Below are 15447 nucleotides of genomic sequence, written 5' to 3'. Positions count from 1 at the left end.
GATAATTAAGCGTTCCCGGCAGCGTAGGTCAAGATGGGGGCGTGAGCACGCCGCGCCCCGACCTCGCCGCGCCCCACTGGCTGGTCCAGCTCCTGCGCAGCAAGCCCGTCCCGGTGCCGTGGAACATGGTTGCCCGGGCGGTCATCGCGCTGGCCGTCCCGCTCGCGGTCGCGTACGCGGCCGGCGACATCGCCGTCGGCGCGCTCATCTCGACCGGCGCGTTGCCGGCCGTGCTGTCGGAGTCGGCCGGGCCCTACCGCTACCGCGCCCGGCGGCTCGGCGGCGCGACGCTGGCGGCGACCGCCGGCTACCTCGTCGGGCTGCTCACCGGCGGCACGCCCGCGCTGTCGGTGCCCGCGGTGATCGTGGTCGCCGGCGTGTCCGCGCTGATCAGCGCCGGTGGCAGCAACGCGTCCGTCGCCGGCCTGCAGATGTTCGTGTTCTGCGTGCTCGGCACCGGCCAGCACGCGACCGGCGTCCGCGTCGAGGTCCTGCTCGGCTTCTTCTGCCTCGGCGCCGCGTGGAGCTTCGTGGTCGCGCTCGCCAGCTGGACGTTCCGGGCGACCAGCCCCGAGCGCACCGCCGTCGCGCACGTCTACGTCGAGCTGGCCGCGATGCTCTCGGCGACCGACGAAGCCGTCTCGCGGGTGGCCCGCCACCGGCTGACCACGGCGATGAACACCGCCTACGACCAGCTGCTCACCGCACGCTCGTGGCTGTCCGGCCGCGACGCCGCCTACCGCCAGCTGCTCAACCTGCTCTCCGCGACCACGCCCGCGGTCGAGGCGTCGGTGGCGATGGTCAACGCCGGCCGCCGCACGACGCCGGAGGTCATCGACCACTTCGTCGCGCTGTCGGCCGCGGTCCTGGCCAGCCAGCCGCTGCCCGAACCCCCGCCCGAACCCGGCGACGACACCGACCCGCTGCGCGCCGCGCTGCACGCGGGCCTGGTCCGGATCGGCAAGGGTGACGACCGCAAGCGCCGCGAGCCGACCCCCTGGTACCGGCGCCTGCGCGAGTGGGCGGGCTCGCTGGCGTCCGGCCCGCTGACCTGGATCGCGGCGCTGCGGCTGACGTTGTGCGTCGCGATCGCCGAGGTGGTCGGCCTGCTCGTGCCGCTGGAGCGGTCGTACTGGATCACGCTGACCGTGGGCATCGTGCTCAAGCCCGACTTCGGCTCGGTCTTCGGCCGGGCGGTGCTGCGCGGGATCGGCACGGTGGTCGGCGTCGGGGTCGGCGCCGTGGTGCTCGGCGTCGGCGGGCACGGCTGGGTGCTGGTCGCGCTGATCGCGATCTTCGCCGGCGGTGTCGCGGTCGGGAAGGTGCGCAACTACGGCATCCTCAGCGCGTTCGTGACGCCGTTGATCATCCTGCAGATGGACCTGGCCAACACCGGGAGCTGGAACGTCGTGGTGGCGCGGCTGCTCGACACCGTGCTGGGCTGCGTGATCGTGCTCGTCTTCGGGTACCTGCTGTGGCCGGGCAGCCGGCGTCCCCAGGTCGGCGGGCGGCTGGCCGACGGGCTGGACGCGGTCGCGAAGTACGTCTCGTGCGCGCTGGTCGAAGCCTCCTCGGGAGACGCGCGGCTCGCGCGGTCGCGGGCCCGGCGCGGCGCCTACCGCGCGCTGGCCGACCTGCGGACGGCGTTCCAGCAGGTGGTCGTCGAGCCGTCCGCGAACGGCCGCCAGGCGGTCGCGTGGTGGCCGGTGATCGCCGCGCAGGAACGGGTCGCGGACGCCGTCACCGAGGTCGGCGTGACGATCGGGCGCGGGGTGCGGCCGCCGGAGCCCGGCGACGTCGAGCTGCTCACCGCGGCGATCGACGAGCTGGCCGCGTCGATCCGCGAGCAGCGGGAGCCGCGGTCGATGCCGCTGCCGGACGCGCCGCAGCTGGCCGGGGTGGTCGACCAGCTGGAGTCGGCGTTCGACGCCGTCCGCGGTCCCGACCTGGTGGAACGCACTCCGCTGCGGCTCGTGCGGCGGTTCCTGCCTTACCACAGGCGCACGTGAGGCGAGTGCTGTTCAATTGGGGGCATGGGAATCGACTTCGACGCGTTGAAGGGCAAGGCCGAAGAGGCCCTGCGTGAGCACAACGACAAGATCGAGCAGGGGCTCGACAAGGCGGCGGACTTCGCGAAGTCGAAGTTCTCCGGCCACGACTCGCAGATCGACGGCGGTGTCGAGAAGGCGAAGGACTTCCTCAACAAGTTCGACAGCAAGCCGGACGAGCCGACCCCGCCGCCCGCCCAGTAGCTACTGCACCTCGCCGGTCGCGATCCCGTCCGCGAGGCCGGTGACCCGGCCGCCGCGTTCGCCGAGCGCGATCAGGCCGTCGCGCGCGTCGGGGGCCGCCAGGCTGATCCGGACCCCGGCGCGCTCGACGTCGAGGCTGGCCACGAGTGCTTGCGCGCCTTCGTGTCCGGCGTTGATCGTGGCCGCCAGGCCGCCGGTCGACGCCAGTGAGCCGCGCGCCGCGCCGAGCCGGCCGAGCGCCTCGTCGACGATCGGCAGCAGCGCGTCCCGGTTGCCTTCGGTCATCGCGCGCACGAGCTGCGGGCTCGACCCGGCGACGCGCGTGCCGTCGCGGTAGGACCCGGCGGCCAGCGACATCGCGAGCGGCCCGCCCTCGGCGCCGATCGTGGCGAGGATCGCCGCGAACAGGTGCGGCAGGTGGGAGATCCGGGCGACGGCTTCGTCGTGCGACTCCGCGGGCAGCGGGACGACGTGCGCCCCGACGTCCAGCACGAACTGCGCGACCTCGGCCCAGGCTTCGAGGTCGGTGTCCTCCTCGACCCCGACCACCCACGCCGCGCCCTGGAACAGCCCGGCGTCCCCGGCGAGCCAGCCGGAGTTCGACGTCCCGGCCATCGGGTGCCCGCCGACGTAGCGCGTGTACGGCACCCGGCGGCGGACGGCGTCCAGGACCGGCGCTTTCACGCTGGTCACGTCGGTGAGCAGGCAGTGCGACGCGTGCTGGCCGACCAGCCGCAGCAGGTCCTCGACCGCCGGGAGCGGCACGGCCAGCACGACCATGGCGTCCTCGGCCGCGGCCCGGTGCAGGGCCGCTTCGACGTCGGTCGTGACGTCGAAACCCGCTCTGCTCGCCGCGTCGGCGTCCACTTCGGAAACCGCGGCGCCCCACGCCGTGCGGCCGCTCGCGGCGGCCGCGCGCAGCAGCGAACCGCCGATCAGCCCGAGCCCGATCACGCATACGTCTCGCACGGGGCCCATCCTGCCAGTGCCGGGCCGCTTCCGGGCTACAGCGCCGCCGCGAGCCGCGTCCCCTGGTCGATGGCGCGTTTTGCGTCCAGTTCGGCCGCGACGTCGGCGCCGCCGATCAGGTGCGCGGTGAGCCCGGCGGCGCGCAGCGCGTCGTCGAGGTCCCGCACGGGTTCCTGACCGGCGCAGACGACCACCGTGTCGACTTCGAGCAGCCGCGGCCGGCCGTCGACGGTGATGTGCAGGCCCGCGTCGTCGATGCGGTCGTAGGTGACCCCGGGAATGCGCTCGACGCCCTTCGCCTTGAGCGCGGCGCGGTGCACCCAGCCGGAGGTCTTGCCGAGCCCGGCGCCGATCCCGGACTTCTTGCGCTGCAGCAGGTAGACCTGCCGCGGCGACGGCTCGGGCTTCGGTTCGGTGAGCCCGCCCGCCGCCTGTTCCGGGTCGGTGACACCCCATTCGGCCATCCACGCGTCCCGGTCGAGCGCGGGGGAGTCCGTGTGGGTCAGGAACTCGGAGACGTCGACGCCGATGCCGCCGGCGCCGATCACGGCGACTCGCTCGCCGACCGGCTTCCCGTGCCGGACGACGTCGACGTAGGACAGCACCTTCGGGTGGTCGATGCCGGGCAGCGACGGCACCCGCGGCGCGACACCGGTGGCCAGCACGACCTCGTCGAAGCCGGTCAGGTCCTTCGCCGTGACGCGCGTCCCGAGGTGCAGCTTCACGCCGGTCACCTCGAGGCGCCGCTGGTAGTAGCGGATCGTCTCGGCGAACTCCTCCTTGCCGGGGATCCGCCGCGCGATGCCGAACTGGCCGCCGATCTCGTCGTCGGCCTCGAAGAGCTCGACGCGGTGGCCGCGTTCGGCGAGCGCGGTCGCCGCCGACAGCCCGGCGGGCCCGGCGCCGACGACGGCGACGTGCTTCGAGCGCCGGGTCGGCGCGAGCGTCAGCGTGGTCTCGTGGCCGGCGCGCGGGTTGACCATGCAGGACACGAGCTTGCGCTTGAACGCGTGGTCCAGGCAGGCCTGGTTGCAGGCGATGCAGGTGTTGATCTCGTCCTCGCGGCCGGTCTCGGCCTTGCGGATCCACTCGGGGTCGGCGAGGAACGGCCGCGCCATCGACACGAGATCGGCGTCGCCGCCCGCCAAGGCCTCCTCGGCGACCTGCGGCATGTTGATCCGGTTCGACGTGACGACCGGGATGCCCACGTGCGGCTTGAGCTTCCCGGTCACCCAGGTGAACGCGGCACGCGGCACCGACGTGACGATCGTCGGCACCCGGGCCTCGTGCCAGCCGATGCCGGTGTTGATGATCGTCGCACCGGCGGCTTCGACGTCCTTCGCGAGCGCGACGACGTCTTCCCAGCGCTGGCCGCCTGCCACCAGGTCGAGCATGGAAAGCCGGTAGACGATGATGAAGTCGTCGCCGACCTTTTCCCTGGTGCGCTTGACGATTTCGACGGCGAACCGGCGGCGTTTCTCCGGTGTGCCACCCCAGGCGTCGGTGCGCTTGTTGGTGCGCTCGGCCAGGAACTGGTTGATCAGGTAACCCTCGGAGCCCATGATCTCCACGCCGTCGTAGCCCGCTTCGCGCGCGAGAGCGGCGCAGTCGGCGAAGGCGTTGATCTGCTTTCGGACGCCGTGGCCGGTCAGCGCGCGCGGCCGGAACGGGTTGATCGGCGCCTTGATGCTCGACGCGGACACGCTCAGCGGGTGGTAGGCGTACCGCCCGGCGTGCAGGACCTGCAGCGCGATCTTGCCGCCGGCCTCGTGCACCGGCGCGGTGAGCTGCCGGTGCTGCCGGGCCTCGGCGGACGTCGTCAGCTTCGAGGCGAGCGGCAGCAGCCAGCCGGTCTTGTTCGGCGCGAACCCGCCGGTGACGATCAGCCCGACGCCACCGCGGGCGCGCTCGGCGTAGTACTCGGCGAGCTCGGGGAAGTGCGCGGCCTTGTCCTCCAGGCCGGTGTGCATCGACCCCATCAGCACGCGGTTGCGCAGTGTCGTGAAGCCGAGGTCCAGCGGCGACAGCAGGTTCGGGTACTGGCTCATCAAGCGTCCTTCGGGTGGTGGAAGGCGGCGAGGACTTCGTCGAACCACTCGACCTGGCCCTCTTCGACGCGGATGCCGCCGCGCAGGACCAGGTACTGGTGCAGGTGCTGACCGGTGAGGCCGGCGGGCGCGGGGAAGTCGCGCTTCTCGATCTGGCGGTAGACGTCGAGGCGTTCGGCGTGGCTCGCGCGGTGCCGCACGATCTCCGCTGCGACCGCCGCGGGATCGCCGAAGGTGGCGCCGCGGATCTTCACGGCGAGTTCGACCGGCCCGGCTGACGGGTCCGGCTCGGCCAGCCAGCGGACGAGCTCGGCGCGGCCGCCGTCGCCGACCGTGTAGACCTTCTTGTCCGGCCGCCCCGACTGCGCGACGACGTCGACGGCGACCCAGCCGGCCTCTTCCATCCGCTTCAGCACGCGGTAGATCTGCTGGTGGGTGGCACTCCAGAACAGCCCGATCGACTTCTCGAACCGGCGCGTGAGCTCGTAGCCCGAGCCGGCGCGCTCGGACAGCGAGACGAGGATCGCGTGCTCCAGTGCCATGCGCATCAGGATGCATATGCAACTAGGTGCAGTGCAACGAGGCGCGCATCACTTCACCCCCCTGGGTGGGCAAATCGGGTCGACTAATCGAGCGAAAAGACCAGGATGGGAGGAGTGCACCCGGTACTCGAACTGATCTCCGAACGGATGGCGACGGGCAGTGTCCCGGGCGAACGCACCGACGGCCGTCGTCTCGCGCTGGCCATCGAAGGCGGCAGCAGCCGCGGCACGTACTCGAGCGGCATGGTCCTGGCGCTGGACGAGCTCGGCGTCACGCCCGCGTTCGACGCCGTCTACGGCTCCTCGGCCGGCGCGCTGAACGGCGCCTGGCTGCTCTGCGGCCGCTCGTCCACCGGCGTGCGGACCTGGTGGAACCCGGTCGTCATGCGCCGGATCATCAACCCGCTGCACACCCTGCGCGGCCGCGCGGTGATCGACCTCGAATACCTCGTCCACCAGGTCTATTCGGTGCTGGAGCCGATGGACTTCCCGGCGATCCTGGCCAACCCGGTGACGTTCCACCCGCTCGCCACCGACGCCGACACGGGGGAGTCGACCGACCTGCACCCCTTCCTCGACGACGTCGACGCGATCAAGGTCGCGCTCGCGGCGTCGTCCTGCATGCCGGTGCTGGCCGGCCCGCCGATCCCGATGGCCGGCCGCCGGTTCGTCGACGCCGGTGTCGCCGAGCCGATCCCGTACCGCACGGCGCTGGCCCAGGACGCGACCGACGTCCTCGTGCTGCGCACCCGCCGAGCCGACGAGCTGCCGGTCCCGCCACCCAGGGCGTACGACGTCGTGGTGCCGCGGTTCCTGCGCCGCCAGGCCCCCGGCGCGATCCCCGCGTGGCGTGACACCTACCGGCGTGACGTCGAGGACGAAGACGTGCTGGCCGCCGATCCGCGCATCCTCAGCATCCGCCCGCCCGCCGGGTCACCCGACGTCGTGGTGCTGGAACGGGATCCCGCCGTGCTGCACCGGGCCGTCGACCTCGGCAAGGCGGCCGTCCTCGACCTCCTGGAAGGCCTACGCGAAGCTTCCTAGCCGGGTGGCGCGGGACTGCACGACCAGCCGCTGCACCCCGAGGGAAACCGCCAGGTAGAGCAGGATCGACGCGCCGGACAGGCCCTTGGCGCTGCTGTCGAAGAGCACGTCGAGTCCGATGTGGACACCGATCGCGACCACCCACAGCACGATCGTGAGCCAGGTGCCCTGGCGCCACAGCTGCCCGTCCTCCCGCCAGAGCTTGACGCTGTGCGCGCGGACGACGCCGAAGCCCGCCGCGAGCACCAGGCTGGCCACGAGCAGCACGATCACCAGGGCCGACGCCGAGGCGGACTTGAGGTAGTTGCTCAGCTGGATGATCCCGAGCACCACCAGCACCAGCAGCACGGTGGGCTTGCGGTCCTCGCGCACCAGGCGCTTCTGCGTCTGGCGCCACAGCAGCCAGGCCAGCACCACGAGTCCGATGAGGATGTTGACCGAGCTGTTCACGAGCGTTCCCTTTCCGTGTCGATCTCTCGATCACCACGGTGCCCGCGTGCCGGCGTGAAGACGTCAACCCGGGGGTTGAAGCCAGGTGGATCAGGGCTTGCGCGCGATGCCGCCGATGACCCGCGACTCGGACGGCGAAGCGGCGAAGACGGTGTGCTCGTCCGGGTGCCACGCGGGCGCGTAGACCAGCCCCGGCTCGAGCATCGGCCAGCCGCCGAAGAAGCGTTCGAACTCGGCCATCGGGCGCAGGAACCCGGGGTTCGTCGTGGTCTCGTAGTACTCGAGCAGGTCGATCAGCGCCTGCCGCTCGTCGTCGTTGACCGGGTTCTCGTTGGTCATCTGCGACAGCACCAGCAGCGAGCCGGGCGCCAGCCGGTCGCGGTAGAACTCCAGCAGCTCGTCCGGGTTCGCGTCGTCCTTGATGAAGTGCATGACGGCGTTGATCACCAGGGCGACCGGCTCGCGGACGTTGATGATGTCGGAGCTCGCGACGCGGTCCCAGAGGTCTTCCGGCTGCAGGAAGTCCGCGGCGATCGCGTGGTGGCGCTCCGGGTCGGCGGTGTCGGCGAGCAGCAGCGTCGAGTGCGCGAGGGCGATGGGCTCGTTGTCGATGTAGAGCACCCGCGTGTCGAGCTCTTCGCGCTGTTCGTCGGCGACCTCGTGGACGTTGCCCGCGGTCGGCAGCCCGGAGCCGATGTCGACGAACTGCCGGATGCCGGCGCGCACGCACTCGCGGACCGCGCGGCCGAGGAACTGGCGGCTGGTCAGGCAGTACTCGCCCATCAGCGGCAGCCGCGCGCGGACCTTCTCGGCGAAGTCGCGGTCGATCGCGTAGTGCGTGTTCCCGCCGATGAAGTAGTCGTAGATCCGCGCGGCCGACGGGCGGTCGAGGCTGCTTTCGACCGCCTTGAGCGCGTCGTCGTGGTTGATCATGACCGGGCCTCCCGGTAGGCGTTCATCGACTCTGTCAGCCGGTCGAGCTCGGCGCGCATCCGGGCCACGCCGGCGTCGTCGAGGCCCATCGCCGTGCCGATCACGCCGGGGATGCCTTCGGCCTTCTCGCGCAGCGCCTTGCCGGTTTCGCTGAGGCTGACCCGGACCGCGCGCTCGTCGTCGGCCTGCCGGTTGCGTTCGACCAGACCGGCGGCGTGCAGGCGCTTGAGCAGCGGCGACAGCGTGCCCGAGTCGAGGTTCAGCTCCGCGCCGAGCTCCTTCACGAGCCGGTGGTCCCGCTCCCAGAGCGCCAGCATCACCAGGTACTGGGGGTAGGTCAGGTCGAGGTCCTCCAGGACGACCCGGTACAGCGCCGTCACCGCGCGCGACGCCGAGTACAGCCCGAAGCAGAGCTGGTCGTCCAGCCGCAGTGACGCCATGGCGTCCTCCTCTCTCGTAACTCTCCATGATCCCGGCTGCCGACCGGCGCGGCAACCTAAGTGCCCTTAATCTCATTGGACGCCATTGAGTTGTGCACAACTCAGTTGGGAGCTACCTTCATGACATCAGCTCGTACCGCCCCGAGGAGGACGTCATGACCGCCAACCCGCAGAACCTCGCCCTCGAACCGGCCGCGCAGGCGTTCGCCGAGGCCACCGACCAGCCGCCGTACCTGTTCCAGCTGCCGCCGGAGGAAGGGCGCAAGGCCGTCGACGGCGTCCAGGACGGCGAGGTCGCCATGGCCCCCGCTTCGATCGAGGTCCTCAAGGTGCCCGGGGGCCCGACCGGCGAGGTCGAGACCCGGATCGTCCGCCCCGAGGGCGTCGAGGGCCCGCTGCCGGTGATCCTCTACATCCACGGCGCCGGCTGGGTGTTCGGCGACTTCCACACCCACCAGCGCCTGGTGCGCGAGCTCGCCGCCGGCGTCGGCGCGGCCGTCGTGTTCCCCGAGTACGACCGCTCGCCGGAGGCGCGCTACCCGGTCGCCATCGAGCAGAGCTACGCGGTCGCGAAGTGGGTTGCTTCGCACGGCGCGTCGCATGGTCTGGACACCTCGCGCATCGCGATCGCCGGCGACTCCGTCGGCGGGAACATGACCGCGGCGCTGACCCTGCTGGCCAAGCAGCGCGGCGACGTCACCTTCCGGCAGCAGGTGCTCTTCTACCCGGTCACCGACGCGAACTTCGACACCGAGTCGTACACGAAGTTCGCCGAGGGGTACTTCCTCGGCCGTGAAGGCATGAAGTGGTTCTGGGACCAGTACACGACGGACCCCGCCCAGCGCGCCGAGATCACGGCGTCCCCGCTGCGCGCGTCCCTCGACGAGCTGGCCGGGTTGCCCCCGGCCCTGGTGATCACCGGCGAGGCCGACGTCCTGCGCGACGAAGGCGAGGCGTACGCCGCGAAGCTGCGTCAGGCCGGAGTGCCCGTCACCGCCGTCCGGTACCAGGGGATCATCCACGACTTCGTGATGGTGAACGCCCTGCGTGAGACCCACGCCGCGGAGGCCGCGATCACCCAGGCGATCACCGTGTTGTCCCGCGCTTTGGCCCGATAACTGAGAAATCGCTGAGTCCGCACGGCGTTGCGGCCCTATGGCGCAAGTCACAGGGCCGCAACGTGCATGCCCGCTCAAACGTGATATATACGCGACTCCCGATCGACCCGGGCGCGCATTCTTGCCCGCCCGGAAGGACCGAACCCATGCACCTGAGCAGCATCCGGCTCGACTCGCCGGTCACCATGATCGTGGTGCTCGTGCTGACGCTGCTCGCGATCATCGCCGTCCCGTGGTTCTGGGACCGGTGGAAGCGCAAGCGGCTGTGGCGCAGCGCCACGATCCTGCTCGGCGTGGTGCTCGTCGTGCTCAGCACCGGCCTGGCCGGCAACATGATCGGCGGCTTCTTCCCGACGGTCGGCTCGCTGATCGGCACCGGCGTCTACGCCGGCCAGGGCACCGACGCGGAGGCGGCGCAGAACGGCGAGGACCTCGAGAAGCTGCGCGACACCGGGGTGGCGCACGCCCGCGAGGGCAAGGGCACGGTCGTCCACATGAAGGTGACCGGCCGGCGCACCAAGCTCACCCGCGACGTCACGGTCTACCTGCCGCCCCAGTACTTCGACGCGGCGTACAAGGAGCTGCGCTTCCCGGCGGTCGAGTGGATCCCGAACTACCCGTCCGGCCCCGAGGTCTTCGCCGTCTACGGCATGCCGCAGCAGCTAGACACGGCGATCGCGAAGAAAGCGCTCCCGCCGACGGTGGTGATCGTCCCCGACCCGACGGGCGTCCCGAAGGTCGGCCACGACACGGAGTGCGTCGACGAGGTCAACGGCACGGCGAACGACACGTACCTGACGGCCGACCTGCGCGACTGGGCCCTGCAGAAGCTCGGCGTCTCCCCGAACCGCCGGGCGTGGACGATCGCGGGCTGGTCGTCCGGCGGCTACTGCGCGATGAACCTGGTGACCCGCCACCCGCAGTGGTACGGCCAGGCGGTCAGCGTCAGCGGGTACGACAAGGCCCAGATCGACGCCGAGACCGAGGACCTGTTCAAGGGCCGTCAGGACATCAACGACGCCAACAACGTCCGCGTGAACGTCCGCCTGCACCCGTCCCCGGTGGAGATCCTGGCGATTTCGGGCGACAAGGAGAGCTACGAGAGCTTCGCGATCGACCAGATCCGCGCCGCGGCCCGCCCGCCGCTGCAGTTTTCGTCGTGGCGGGTGCACGACGCGGGGCACAACATGAACACCTTCAAGTCCCAGATCCCGGACATCTTGACGTGGATCGGCGCCCACACGATCGCCCCGGCGCCGTCCGGCCGGCAGGTCGAGACCACCGGTGGGGTGCAGCCGTGGCCGCTGCCCCGCTCGGGAGCCCACGGGTCGCTGGCGGACACGGACCAGTAGCGCGGTCCCTCGGTCGCCTGCGGGCTGCCTGACATCGTTGTCGGCGGATCCGGCAACGCCCGCGCGGGCCCGCGGGCGAGCGCGTCGTTTCGCTGCCCGTGTTCGCGGGGTACCTGTGTGCGGTGACGGTCGTCACCACATGCTGGGAAGGACTGGAGTCATGACTCACGCGAAAGGCGCACGCATCCGGGTTCGCGGCCTGCAGCCGGCGCAGGTGCTGGCCGGACTGGCCGGGATCGCGTTCCTCGTCGTCGGCATCATCGGGTTCACCAGGACCGGGGTCGGCAACTTCGCCGGCCACCACGACGCCGGGATCTGGCGGTTCTCCGGCAATCCACTCATGAGCCTGGTCCGCGTCGTGACCGGCGTCGTCGGCCTGCTGCTGGCGTTCGGCTCCGGCCGCGCCCGCACGTTCGGCTGGCTGCTCTTCATCGGCTACGGCGCCCTGTTCGTGTGGGGCCTGATGATCGACGGCCTCATCTCGAACAACCCGCTCGCCACCGCCGGCAACCCGATGGACATGGGCCCCGCCGACACCTGGCTGCACCTCGGCGTCGCCGCGCTCGGCCTGCTGATCGCCGTCCTCCCGGCCCGCCGCACGATCCTCGTCCCCGAAGACGAGACGGTCGACGAGCCCACGGTCGTCGAGCAGCGCACCGACCGCGTCACCGACACCGACCGTGTTGCCGAGCCCGAGGCGCCGCGCCGCCGTTCGTTCCTGCGTCGCAACAACGAGCGAGGCCCGGAAGTCGCTCGTGAAGAGCGTCCGCCGGGCCTCGCGCACTAGAGGAAGTTCTGGGTGGCTCAGTAGGTGGTGCCACCCGAGCCGGAGTTGCTGCTGCTCCCAGCGCCACTGTCAGCCGGAGCCTGGTTGGCGGTGGAGCTGGGGGTGGTGCCGACCTTGCACCCGTTGGGCTCGATGACGAACCAGGTGCCGTTGACGCCCATGCCGTTCGCGTCGCCCGGCTTCAGGTCCTTCGCGAAGGTGTAGACGGGCCAGCCGCCGATGGTGACCTGCTCGGTGCCGTCCGCGCGCTTGATGCTGCCGAGCAGCTTCGAGTCGATGCCCTGCAGTTCGACCTTGCCGTTGGAGAGCACGGCGGGCCAGGTCTTGGCGCAGTCACCGTTGCAGGCGGAGGTCTTGGCCTTCTTGGTGTCCTTGGTGAACAGGTAGAGCGTCATGCCGTTCTGGTCGACGATCGCGTCGCCGAGGCCGTCGATCTTGCTGGCGCTCAGCTTGACGACGCCGGCTTCGGCAGCGGCCTGCCCGGCCTTCCCGCCCTTGGCGTTCGCGGCGTACCAGGCGCCACCGACACCCTGGCCGGTCGCCTCGCCCGCCTTGGTGTCCTTGGCGTAGCGGTAGAGCGCCCACCCGCCGACGGTGATCTGCTCGGTGCCGTCGGCCCGCGTCACCTTCCCGACGAGACTCTTGTCGACCCCCTGCACCTGAACGTCCCCGGTGGCCAGCATCGGCGGCCAGGCCTTGGCGCAGTCACCGTCGCAATTGGACTTCGGCGGCTTGGCGGTGTCCTTGTCGAAGCGGTAGAGGGTCATGCCGTTCTGGTCGGTGAGCACCTGCCCGACGTCCGCGACATCCGCGACGACGAGTTTGCTTTCGTTCGACGCCGGAGCGGCGTTGCCGACCTGCCCGTTGGCGATCTGGCCGCCACCGGTGCCACCCGCCGCCGCAGGGGCGATGACCGGCTGAGCAGTTTCGGCACCCGAGCAAGCGGTGAGCACTGCCAGCCCGGCTGCCGCAGCGGCGACGGAGACGGCGATGCGCGTGCGAAGCATGGAAGTTCTCCTTGTGTCCGTTGGGGTTTCCCGCCGCTCGGTGCGGCTGCCTGATACCCACTACACGGACCCCCGCCAGAGGCGGTTCAAAGAAATTTCCCGCGGTTCCCGACGGGGCCGGCCCGGCCCGCTGAGCTGCGACGTCCCCACCGGGACGCTGCCGGCCCTACGTCGAAGCGCCAGCCGACCCGCGGTCATCACGGAGGGCACGGTCGACCAGCGCGCCCGCCGCGCCGGTGTAACCGGACGGGTCGAGCAGCCCGTCCAGCGCGGCGGGTGTGAGCACCGCCGTGACGGCGGGCAGCTCGTCGAGCACGTCCCGCAGCGGCCGGTCCTCCCGCACTGCTCGTTTGGACGCCTCACCCAGCAGCTCTTTGGCCCTCGCCTTCCCCAGCAGCGGGGTGAGCACGGCGGAAAGCCGTTCGGAGACGATCAGCCCGTGCGTAGACGTGAGGTTCGCCCGCATCCGCCCAGGCTCGACGCCGAGCCCGCGCGCCAGCTCGGCAGCGGTGTGCGCGGCACCCCCGGCCAGCCGGAGACACTCACGGATGAGCTGCCACTCGGCGTGCCAGACCCCGGCCGACCGCTCGTCTTCGGTCAGCATCGACTGCGTGACCCCGACGGCCAGCACCGGAACCTGCAGCGCGGCCGAGCGGATCAGCGTCGCGAGCACGGGGTTCCGCTTGTGCGGCATCGCCGACGAGCCGCCCCGCCCATCCGCGGCAGGTTCGGTGACCTCACCCAGCTCGGTCCGAGTGAGCGTCTCGACGTCGACGGCCAGCTTCCCCAGCGCCCCGGCCGTGAAGGCGAGCGCGTTGGCGAGGTCGACGACCGGCGTCCGCAGCGAGTGCCACGGCAGCACGGGAGCGGCCAGCCCGGTCTCCTCGGCGAACGCGGCGGTCAGCCGTTCCGCATAGTCACGGTCGTCGTCGTCGCCGCCGTCGCCGCCGCCGGTGGCGGTGCGGCGATCAATGCCATCGCCGTCACGGCTGCCGGTATCGCGATCGTCGCGGTTGCCGTTGCCGTTGCCGTTGCCGTTGCCGTTGCCGCCGCCGGTGCCGGTGCGGCGATCATCGCCCCCGCCCCCGCCCCCGCCCCCGCCCCCGCCCCCGCCCCCGCCCCCGGCGCTGGTCTGGCCGGCCTGCGCGTCGCCGGCCAGGCGCGCGTACTCGACGTACGCCGCCAGCGTCCCGGCCGCGCCGCCCAGGGAGACCGGCAGCCCGCCGTCGAGCACGCGCCGGATCCGGACGGCCGCGTCCAGCACCAGCTGCCGCCAGCCCGCCGCCTTGAGCCCGAACGTCGTCGGCACCGCGTGCGCCGTCAGCGTCCGGCCGGCCATCGTCGTGTCCCGGTGCGCGCGCGCCAGCCCGGCCAGGGCCTCGGCCGTGGCGTCGAGGTCCGCGACCAGCGGCCGCAGCGTCCGGTCGGCGACCAGCATCATCGCGGTGTCGAAGATGTCCTGGCTGGTCGAGCCGCGGTGCACGTACTCCGCCGCATCGGGCGCGATCTCCCCGACGGCCGACATCAGCGCCTTGACCAGCCCGACGACCGGGTTCGCGGTCGCCCGCGACCCGCGCGCCAGCTCGACGACGTCGATCCGCGCGCTGCCCGCCGCCTCGGTGATGGCGGCCGCGGCCCCGGACGGCACCGTGCCGAGCCGCGCCTGCGCTCTGGCCAGCGCAGCTTCGGCGTCGAGCATGGCGCGCAGCCAGGCCTCGTCACCGGTCGACGCTTCGGCCGGCGTACCGGCCCGCACCGGCGACAGGAGTCCGCAATCGGGGTCGACGCTCATGGCGCCAGCATCGCACGCACCCACCTCGGCGACCGCCCACGCAACCGCGTCTGGCACGCTCCCCGGCCATGAGCAGCGTCACGTCCGACAAAGACGCCGTCGACTCCGAAAGCCGGGGGATCGCCGCAGAGCGGCTCACCTTCTTTTCGGACGCCGTCGTGGCCATCGCGATCACCCTGCTCTCGCTCGAGCTGCCGCTGCCGGAAGGCGCCACCAGCGCCGAGCTGCTGCGGTCACTCGGGGATCATCAGTCCGATTACATCTCCTTCCTGATCAGTTTCGCCGTGATCGGTGGCCATTGGCGCGCGCACCACCGCCTCTTCCACTACGTCACCACGCTGGGCGGCGGGCTGGTGCACCTCAGCTTCGGCTGGCTGCTGATGCAGGTGCTCATGCCCTTCGCCACGAAGGTGATCGCCGAAGACGGCGCGTTCGAGTTCCGCTTCGTCTTCTACGCACTCGTGCAGGTCGTCGCGCTGACGCTGTTCCTCGTGATGGCCCGGCAGATCCAGCGGCACCACCTCTACCGCGCGGACACCCCGCCGAACCGCTTCGGCGAGATCTACCGCGGGGTCGGCACGATGGCCGCCGCCTTCGTCATCTCGATCCCGGTCGCCTTCTTCACGCGCTGGGCGTACGCCTGCTGGATCGTCGTTCCCCTCCTGGGCAGCCTCCTCTTCCGGCTTCGCCGCCGCCGGGCGGCAGCAGCCTGA

At 71.5% G+C, this 15447-nt stretch carries 15 protein-coding genes; 7 read left to right on the top strand and 8 right to left on the bottom strand.

Features of this window, described 5'->3' with window-relative positions; translation table 11 throughout:
- The first annotated feature begins 41 nt into the window (after window positions 1-41).
- Together ACZ63J_RS13990 and ACZ63J_RS13985 are read left to right on the top strand one after the other, a co-directional pair.
- Entirely contained in the window at window positions 42-2009 is a 1968-nt protein-coding gene (locus tag ACZ63J_RS13990; protein WP_465400807.1) for an FUSC family protein, read from the top strand.
- 24 nt (window positions 2010-2033) lie between these two features.
- On the top strand, window positions 2034-2252 hold the full coding sequence (locus tag ACZ63J_RS13985) for an antitoxin (RefSeq protein WP_465313707.1): 219 nt from the start codon (window positions 2034-2036) through the stop codon (window positions 2250-2252).
- On the opposite strand, the gene ACZ63J_RS13980 is transcribed toward ACZ63J_RS13985, so the two are convergent.
- The 3 genes from ACZ63J_RS13980 to ACZ63J_RS13970 are packed head-to-tail and all read right to left on the bottom strand — an operon-like array spanning window position 2253 to window position 5811.
- Window positions 2253-3206, bottom strand: a complete 954-nt coding sequence (locus ACZ63J_RS13980; RefSeq protein ID WP_465401005.1) for a prephenate dehydrogenase — start codon at window positions 3204-3206, stop codon at window positions 2253-2255.
- 50 nt (window positions 3207-3256) lie between these two features.
- Window positions 3257-5269, bottom strand: coding sequence for an FAD-dependent oxidoreductase (locus ACZ63J_RS13975; protein ID WP_465400806.1), 2013 nt, complete (start codon window positions 5267-5269; stop codon window positions 3257-3259).
- Window positions 5269-5811, bottom strand: a complete 543-nt coding sequence (locus tag ACZ63J_RS13970; protein ID WP_465400805.1) for a PadR family transcriptional regulator — start codon at window positions 5809-5811, stop codon at window positions 5269-5271. The genes ACZ63J_RS13975 and ACZ63J_RS13970 overlap by 1 nt, the downstream gene beginning before the upstream one ends.
- A gap of 105 nt (window positions 5812-5916) precedes the next feature.
- On the opposite strand from ACZ63J_RS13970, the gene ACZ63J_RS13965 reads away from it, so the two are divergent.
- A complete protein-coding gene (locus ACZ63J_RS13965; protein WP_465400804.1) occupies window positions 5917-6855 on the top strand; it encodes a patatin-like phospholipase family protein in 939 nt (312 codons plus the stop codon).
- Here the strand turns inward: ACZ63J_RS13965 and ACZ63J_RS13960 are convergent.
- From ACZ63J_RS13960 to ACZ63J_RS13950, 3 genes are all read right to left on the bottom strand, one after another.
- Entirely contained in the window at window positions 6838-7305 is a 468-nt protein-coding gene (locus ACZ63J_RS13960) for a hypothetical protein (RefSeq protein WP_465400803.1), read from the bottom strand. The two genes, ACZ63J_RS13965 and ACZ63J_RS13960, sit on opposite strands and share 18 nt — an antisense overlap.
- Window positions 7306-7395: 90 nt before the next feature.
- Entirely contained in the window at window positions 7396-8238 is an 843-nt protein-coding gene (locus ACZ63J_RS13955; protein ID WP_465400802.1) for an SAM-dependent methyltransferase, read from the bottom strand.
- Window positions 8235-8678 (bottom strand): MarR family winged helix-turn-helix transcriptional regulator, encoded by a 444-nt coding sequence (locus ACZ63J_RS13950; RefSeq protein ID WP_465400801.1) that lies wholly within the window; start codon window positions 8676-8678, stop codon window positions 8235-8237. The genes ACZ63J_RS13955 and ACZ63J_RS13950 overlap by 4 nt, the downstream gene beginning before the upstream one ends.
- Before the next feature lie 155 nt (window positions 8679-8833).
- Here ACZ63J_RS13950 and ACZ63J_RS13945 point away from each other — a divergent pair, with 155 nt between their 5' ends.
- From ACZ63J_RS13945 to ACZ63J_RS13935, 3 genes are all read left to right on the top strand, one after another.
- Window positions 8834-9796, top strand: coding sequence for an alpha/beta hydrolase (locus ACZ63J_RS13945; protein WP_465400800.1), 963 nt, complete (start codon window positions 8834-8836; stop codon window positions 9794-9796).
- 146 nt (window positions 9797-9942) lie between these two features.
- On the top strand, window positions 9943-11148 hold the full coding sequence (locus ACZ63J_RS13940; RefSeq protein ID WP_465400799.1) for an alpha/beta hydrolase: 1206 nt from the start codon (window positions 9943-9945) through the stop codon (window positions 11146-11148).
- Window positions 11149-11308: 160 nt separating this feature from the next.
- Window positions 11309-11935, top strand: a complete 627-nt coding sequence (locus ACZ63J_RS13935) for a DUF4383 domain-containing protein (protein WP_465400798.1) — start codon at window positions 11309-11311, stop codon at window positions 11933-11935.
- A gap of 17 nt (window positions 11936-11952) precedes the next feature.
- On the opposite strand, the gene ACZ63J_RS13930 is transcribed toward ACZ63J_RS13935, so the two are convergent.
- A complete protein-coding gene (locus ACZ63J_RS13930) occupies window positions 11953-12942 on the bottom strand; it encodes an SCO0930 family lipoprotein (protein ID WP_465313717.1) in 990 nt (329 codons plus the stop codon).
- Window positions 12943-13108: 166 nt separating this feature from the next.
- The gene (locus ACZ63J_RS13925; protein WP_465439474.1) at window positions 13109-14734 is read right to left on the bottom strand and encodes a lyase family protein; all 1626 of its coding nucleotides are present in this window, start codon (window positions 14732-14734) and stop codon (window positions 13109-13111) included.
- 68 nt (window positions 14735-14802) lie between these two features.
- Between ACZ63J_RS13925 and ACZ63J_RS13920 the strand changes: the two genes are divergently transcribed.
- Window positions 14803-15447, top strand: a complete 645-nt coding sequence (locus ACZ63J_RS13920) for a TMEM175 family protein (protein WP_465400796.1) — start codon at window positions 14803-14805, stop codon at window positions 15445-15447.

The organism is Amycolatopsis sp. NPDC104863, assembly GCF_055582965.1.
The sequence above is the reverse complement of the archived record's forward strand: the minus strand, read 5'-3'. Positions and strand labels throughout refer to the sequence as shown.

Excerpts from the sequence above, each read along its gene's own strand:
- ACZ63J_RS13985 (WP_465313707.1), top strand. The coding sequence starts at position 2,034 with ATGGGAATCGACTTCGACGCGTTGAAGGGCAAGGCCGAAGAGGCCCTG.
- ACZ63J_RS13975 (WP_465400806.1), bottom strand. The coding sequence starts at position 5,269 with ATGAGCCAGTACCCGAACCTGCTGTCGCCGCTGGACCTCGGCTTCACG.
- ACZ63J_RS13970 (WP_465400805.1), bottom strand. The coding sequence starts at position 5,811 with ATGGCACTGGAGCACGCGATCCTCGTCTCGCTGTCCGAGCGCGCCGGC.
- ACZ63J_RS13965 (WP_465400804.1), top strand. The coding sequence starts at position 5,917 with ATGGGAGGAGTGCACCCGGTACTCGAACTGATCTCCGAACGGATGGCG.
- ACZ63J_RS13955 (WP_465400802.1), bottom strand. The coding sequence starts at position 8,238 with ATGATCAACCACGACGACGCGCTCAAGGCGGTCGAAAGCAGCCTCGAC.
- ACZ63J_RS13950 (WP_465400801.1), bottom strand. The coding sequence starts at position 8,678 with ATGGCGTCACTGCGGCTGGACGACCAGCTCTGCTTCGGGCTGTACTCG.
- ACZ63J_RS13945 (WP_465400800.1), top strand. The coding sequence starts at position 8,834 with ATGACCGCCAACCCGCAGAACCTCGCCCTCGAACCGGCCGCGCAGGCG.
- ACZ63J_RS13940 (WP_465400799.1), top strand. The coding sequence starts at position 9,943 with ATGCACCTGAGCAGCATCCGGCTCGACTCGCCGGTCACCATGATCGTG.
- ACZ63J_RS13935 (WP_465400798.1), top strand. The coding sequence starts at position 11,309 with ATGACTCACGCGAAAGGCGCACGCATCCGGGTTCGCGGCCTGCAGCCG.
- ACZ63J_RS13930 (WP_465313717.1), bottom strand. The coding sequence starts at position 12,942 with ATGCTTCGCACGCGCATCGCCGTCTCCGTCGCCGCTGCGGCAGCCGGG.
- ACZ63J_RS13925 (WP_465439474.1), bottom strand. The coding sequence starts at position 14,734 with ATGAGCGTCGACCCCGATTGCGGACTCCTGTCGCCGGTGCGGGCCGGT.
- ACZ63J_RS13920 (WP_465400796.1), top strand. The coding sequence starts at position 14,803 with ATGAGCAGCGTCACGTCCGACAAAGACGCCGTCGACTCCGAAAGCCGG.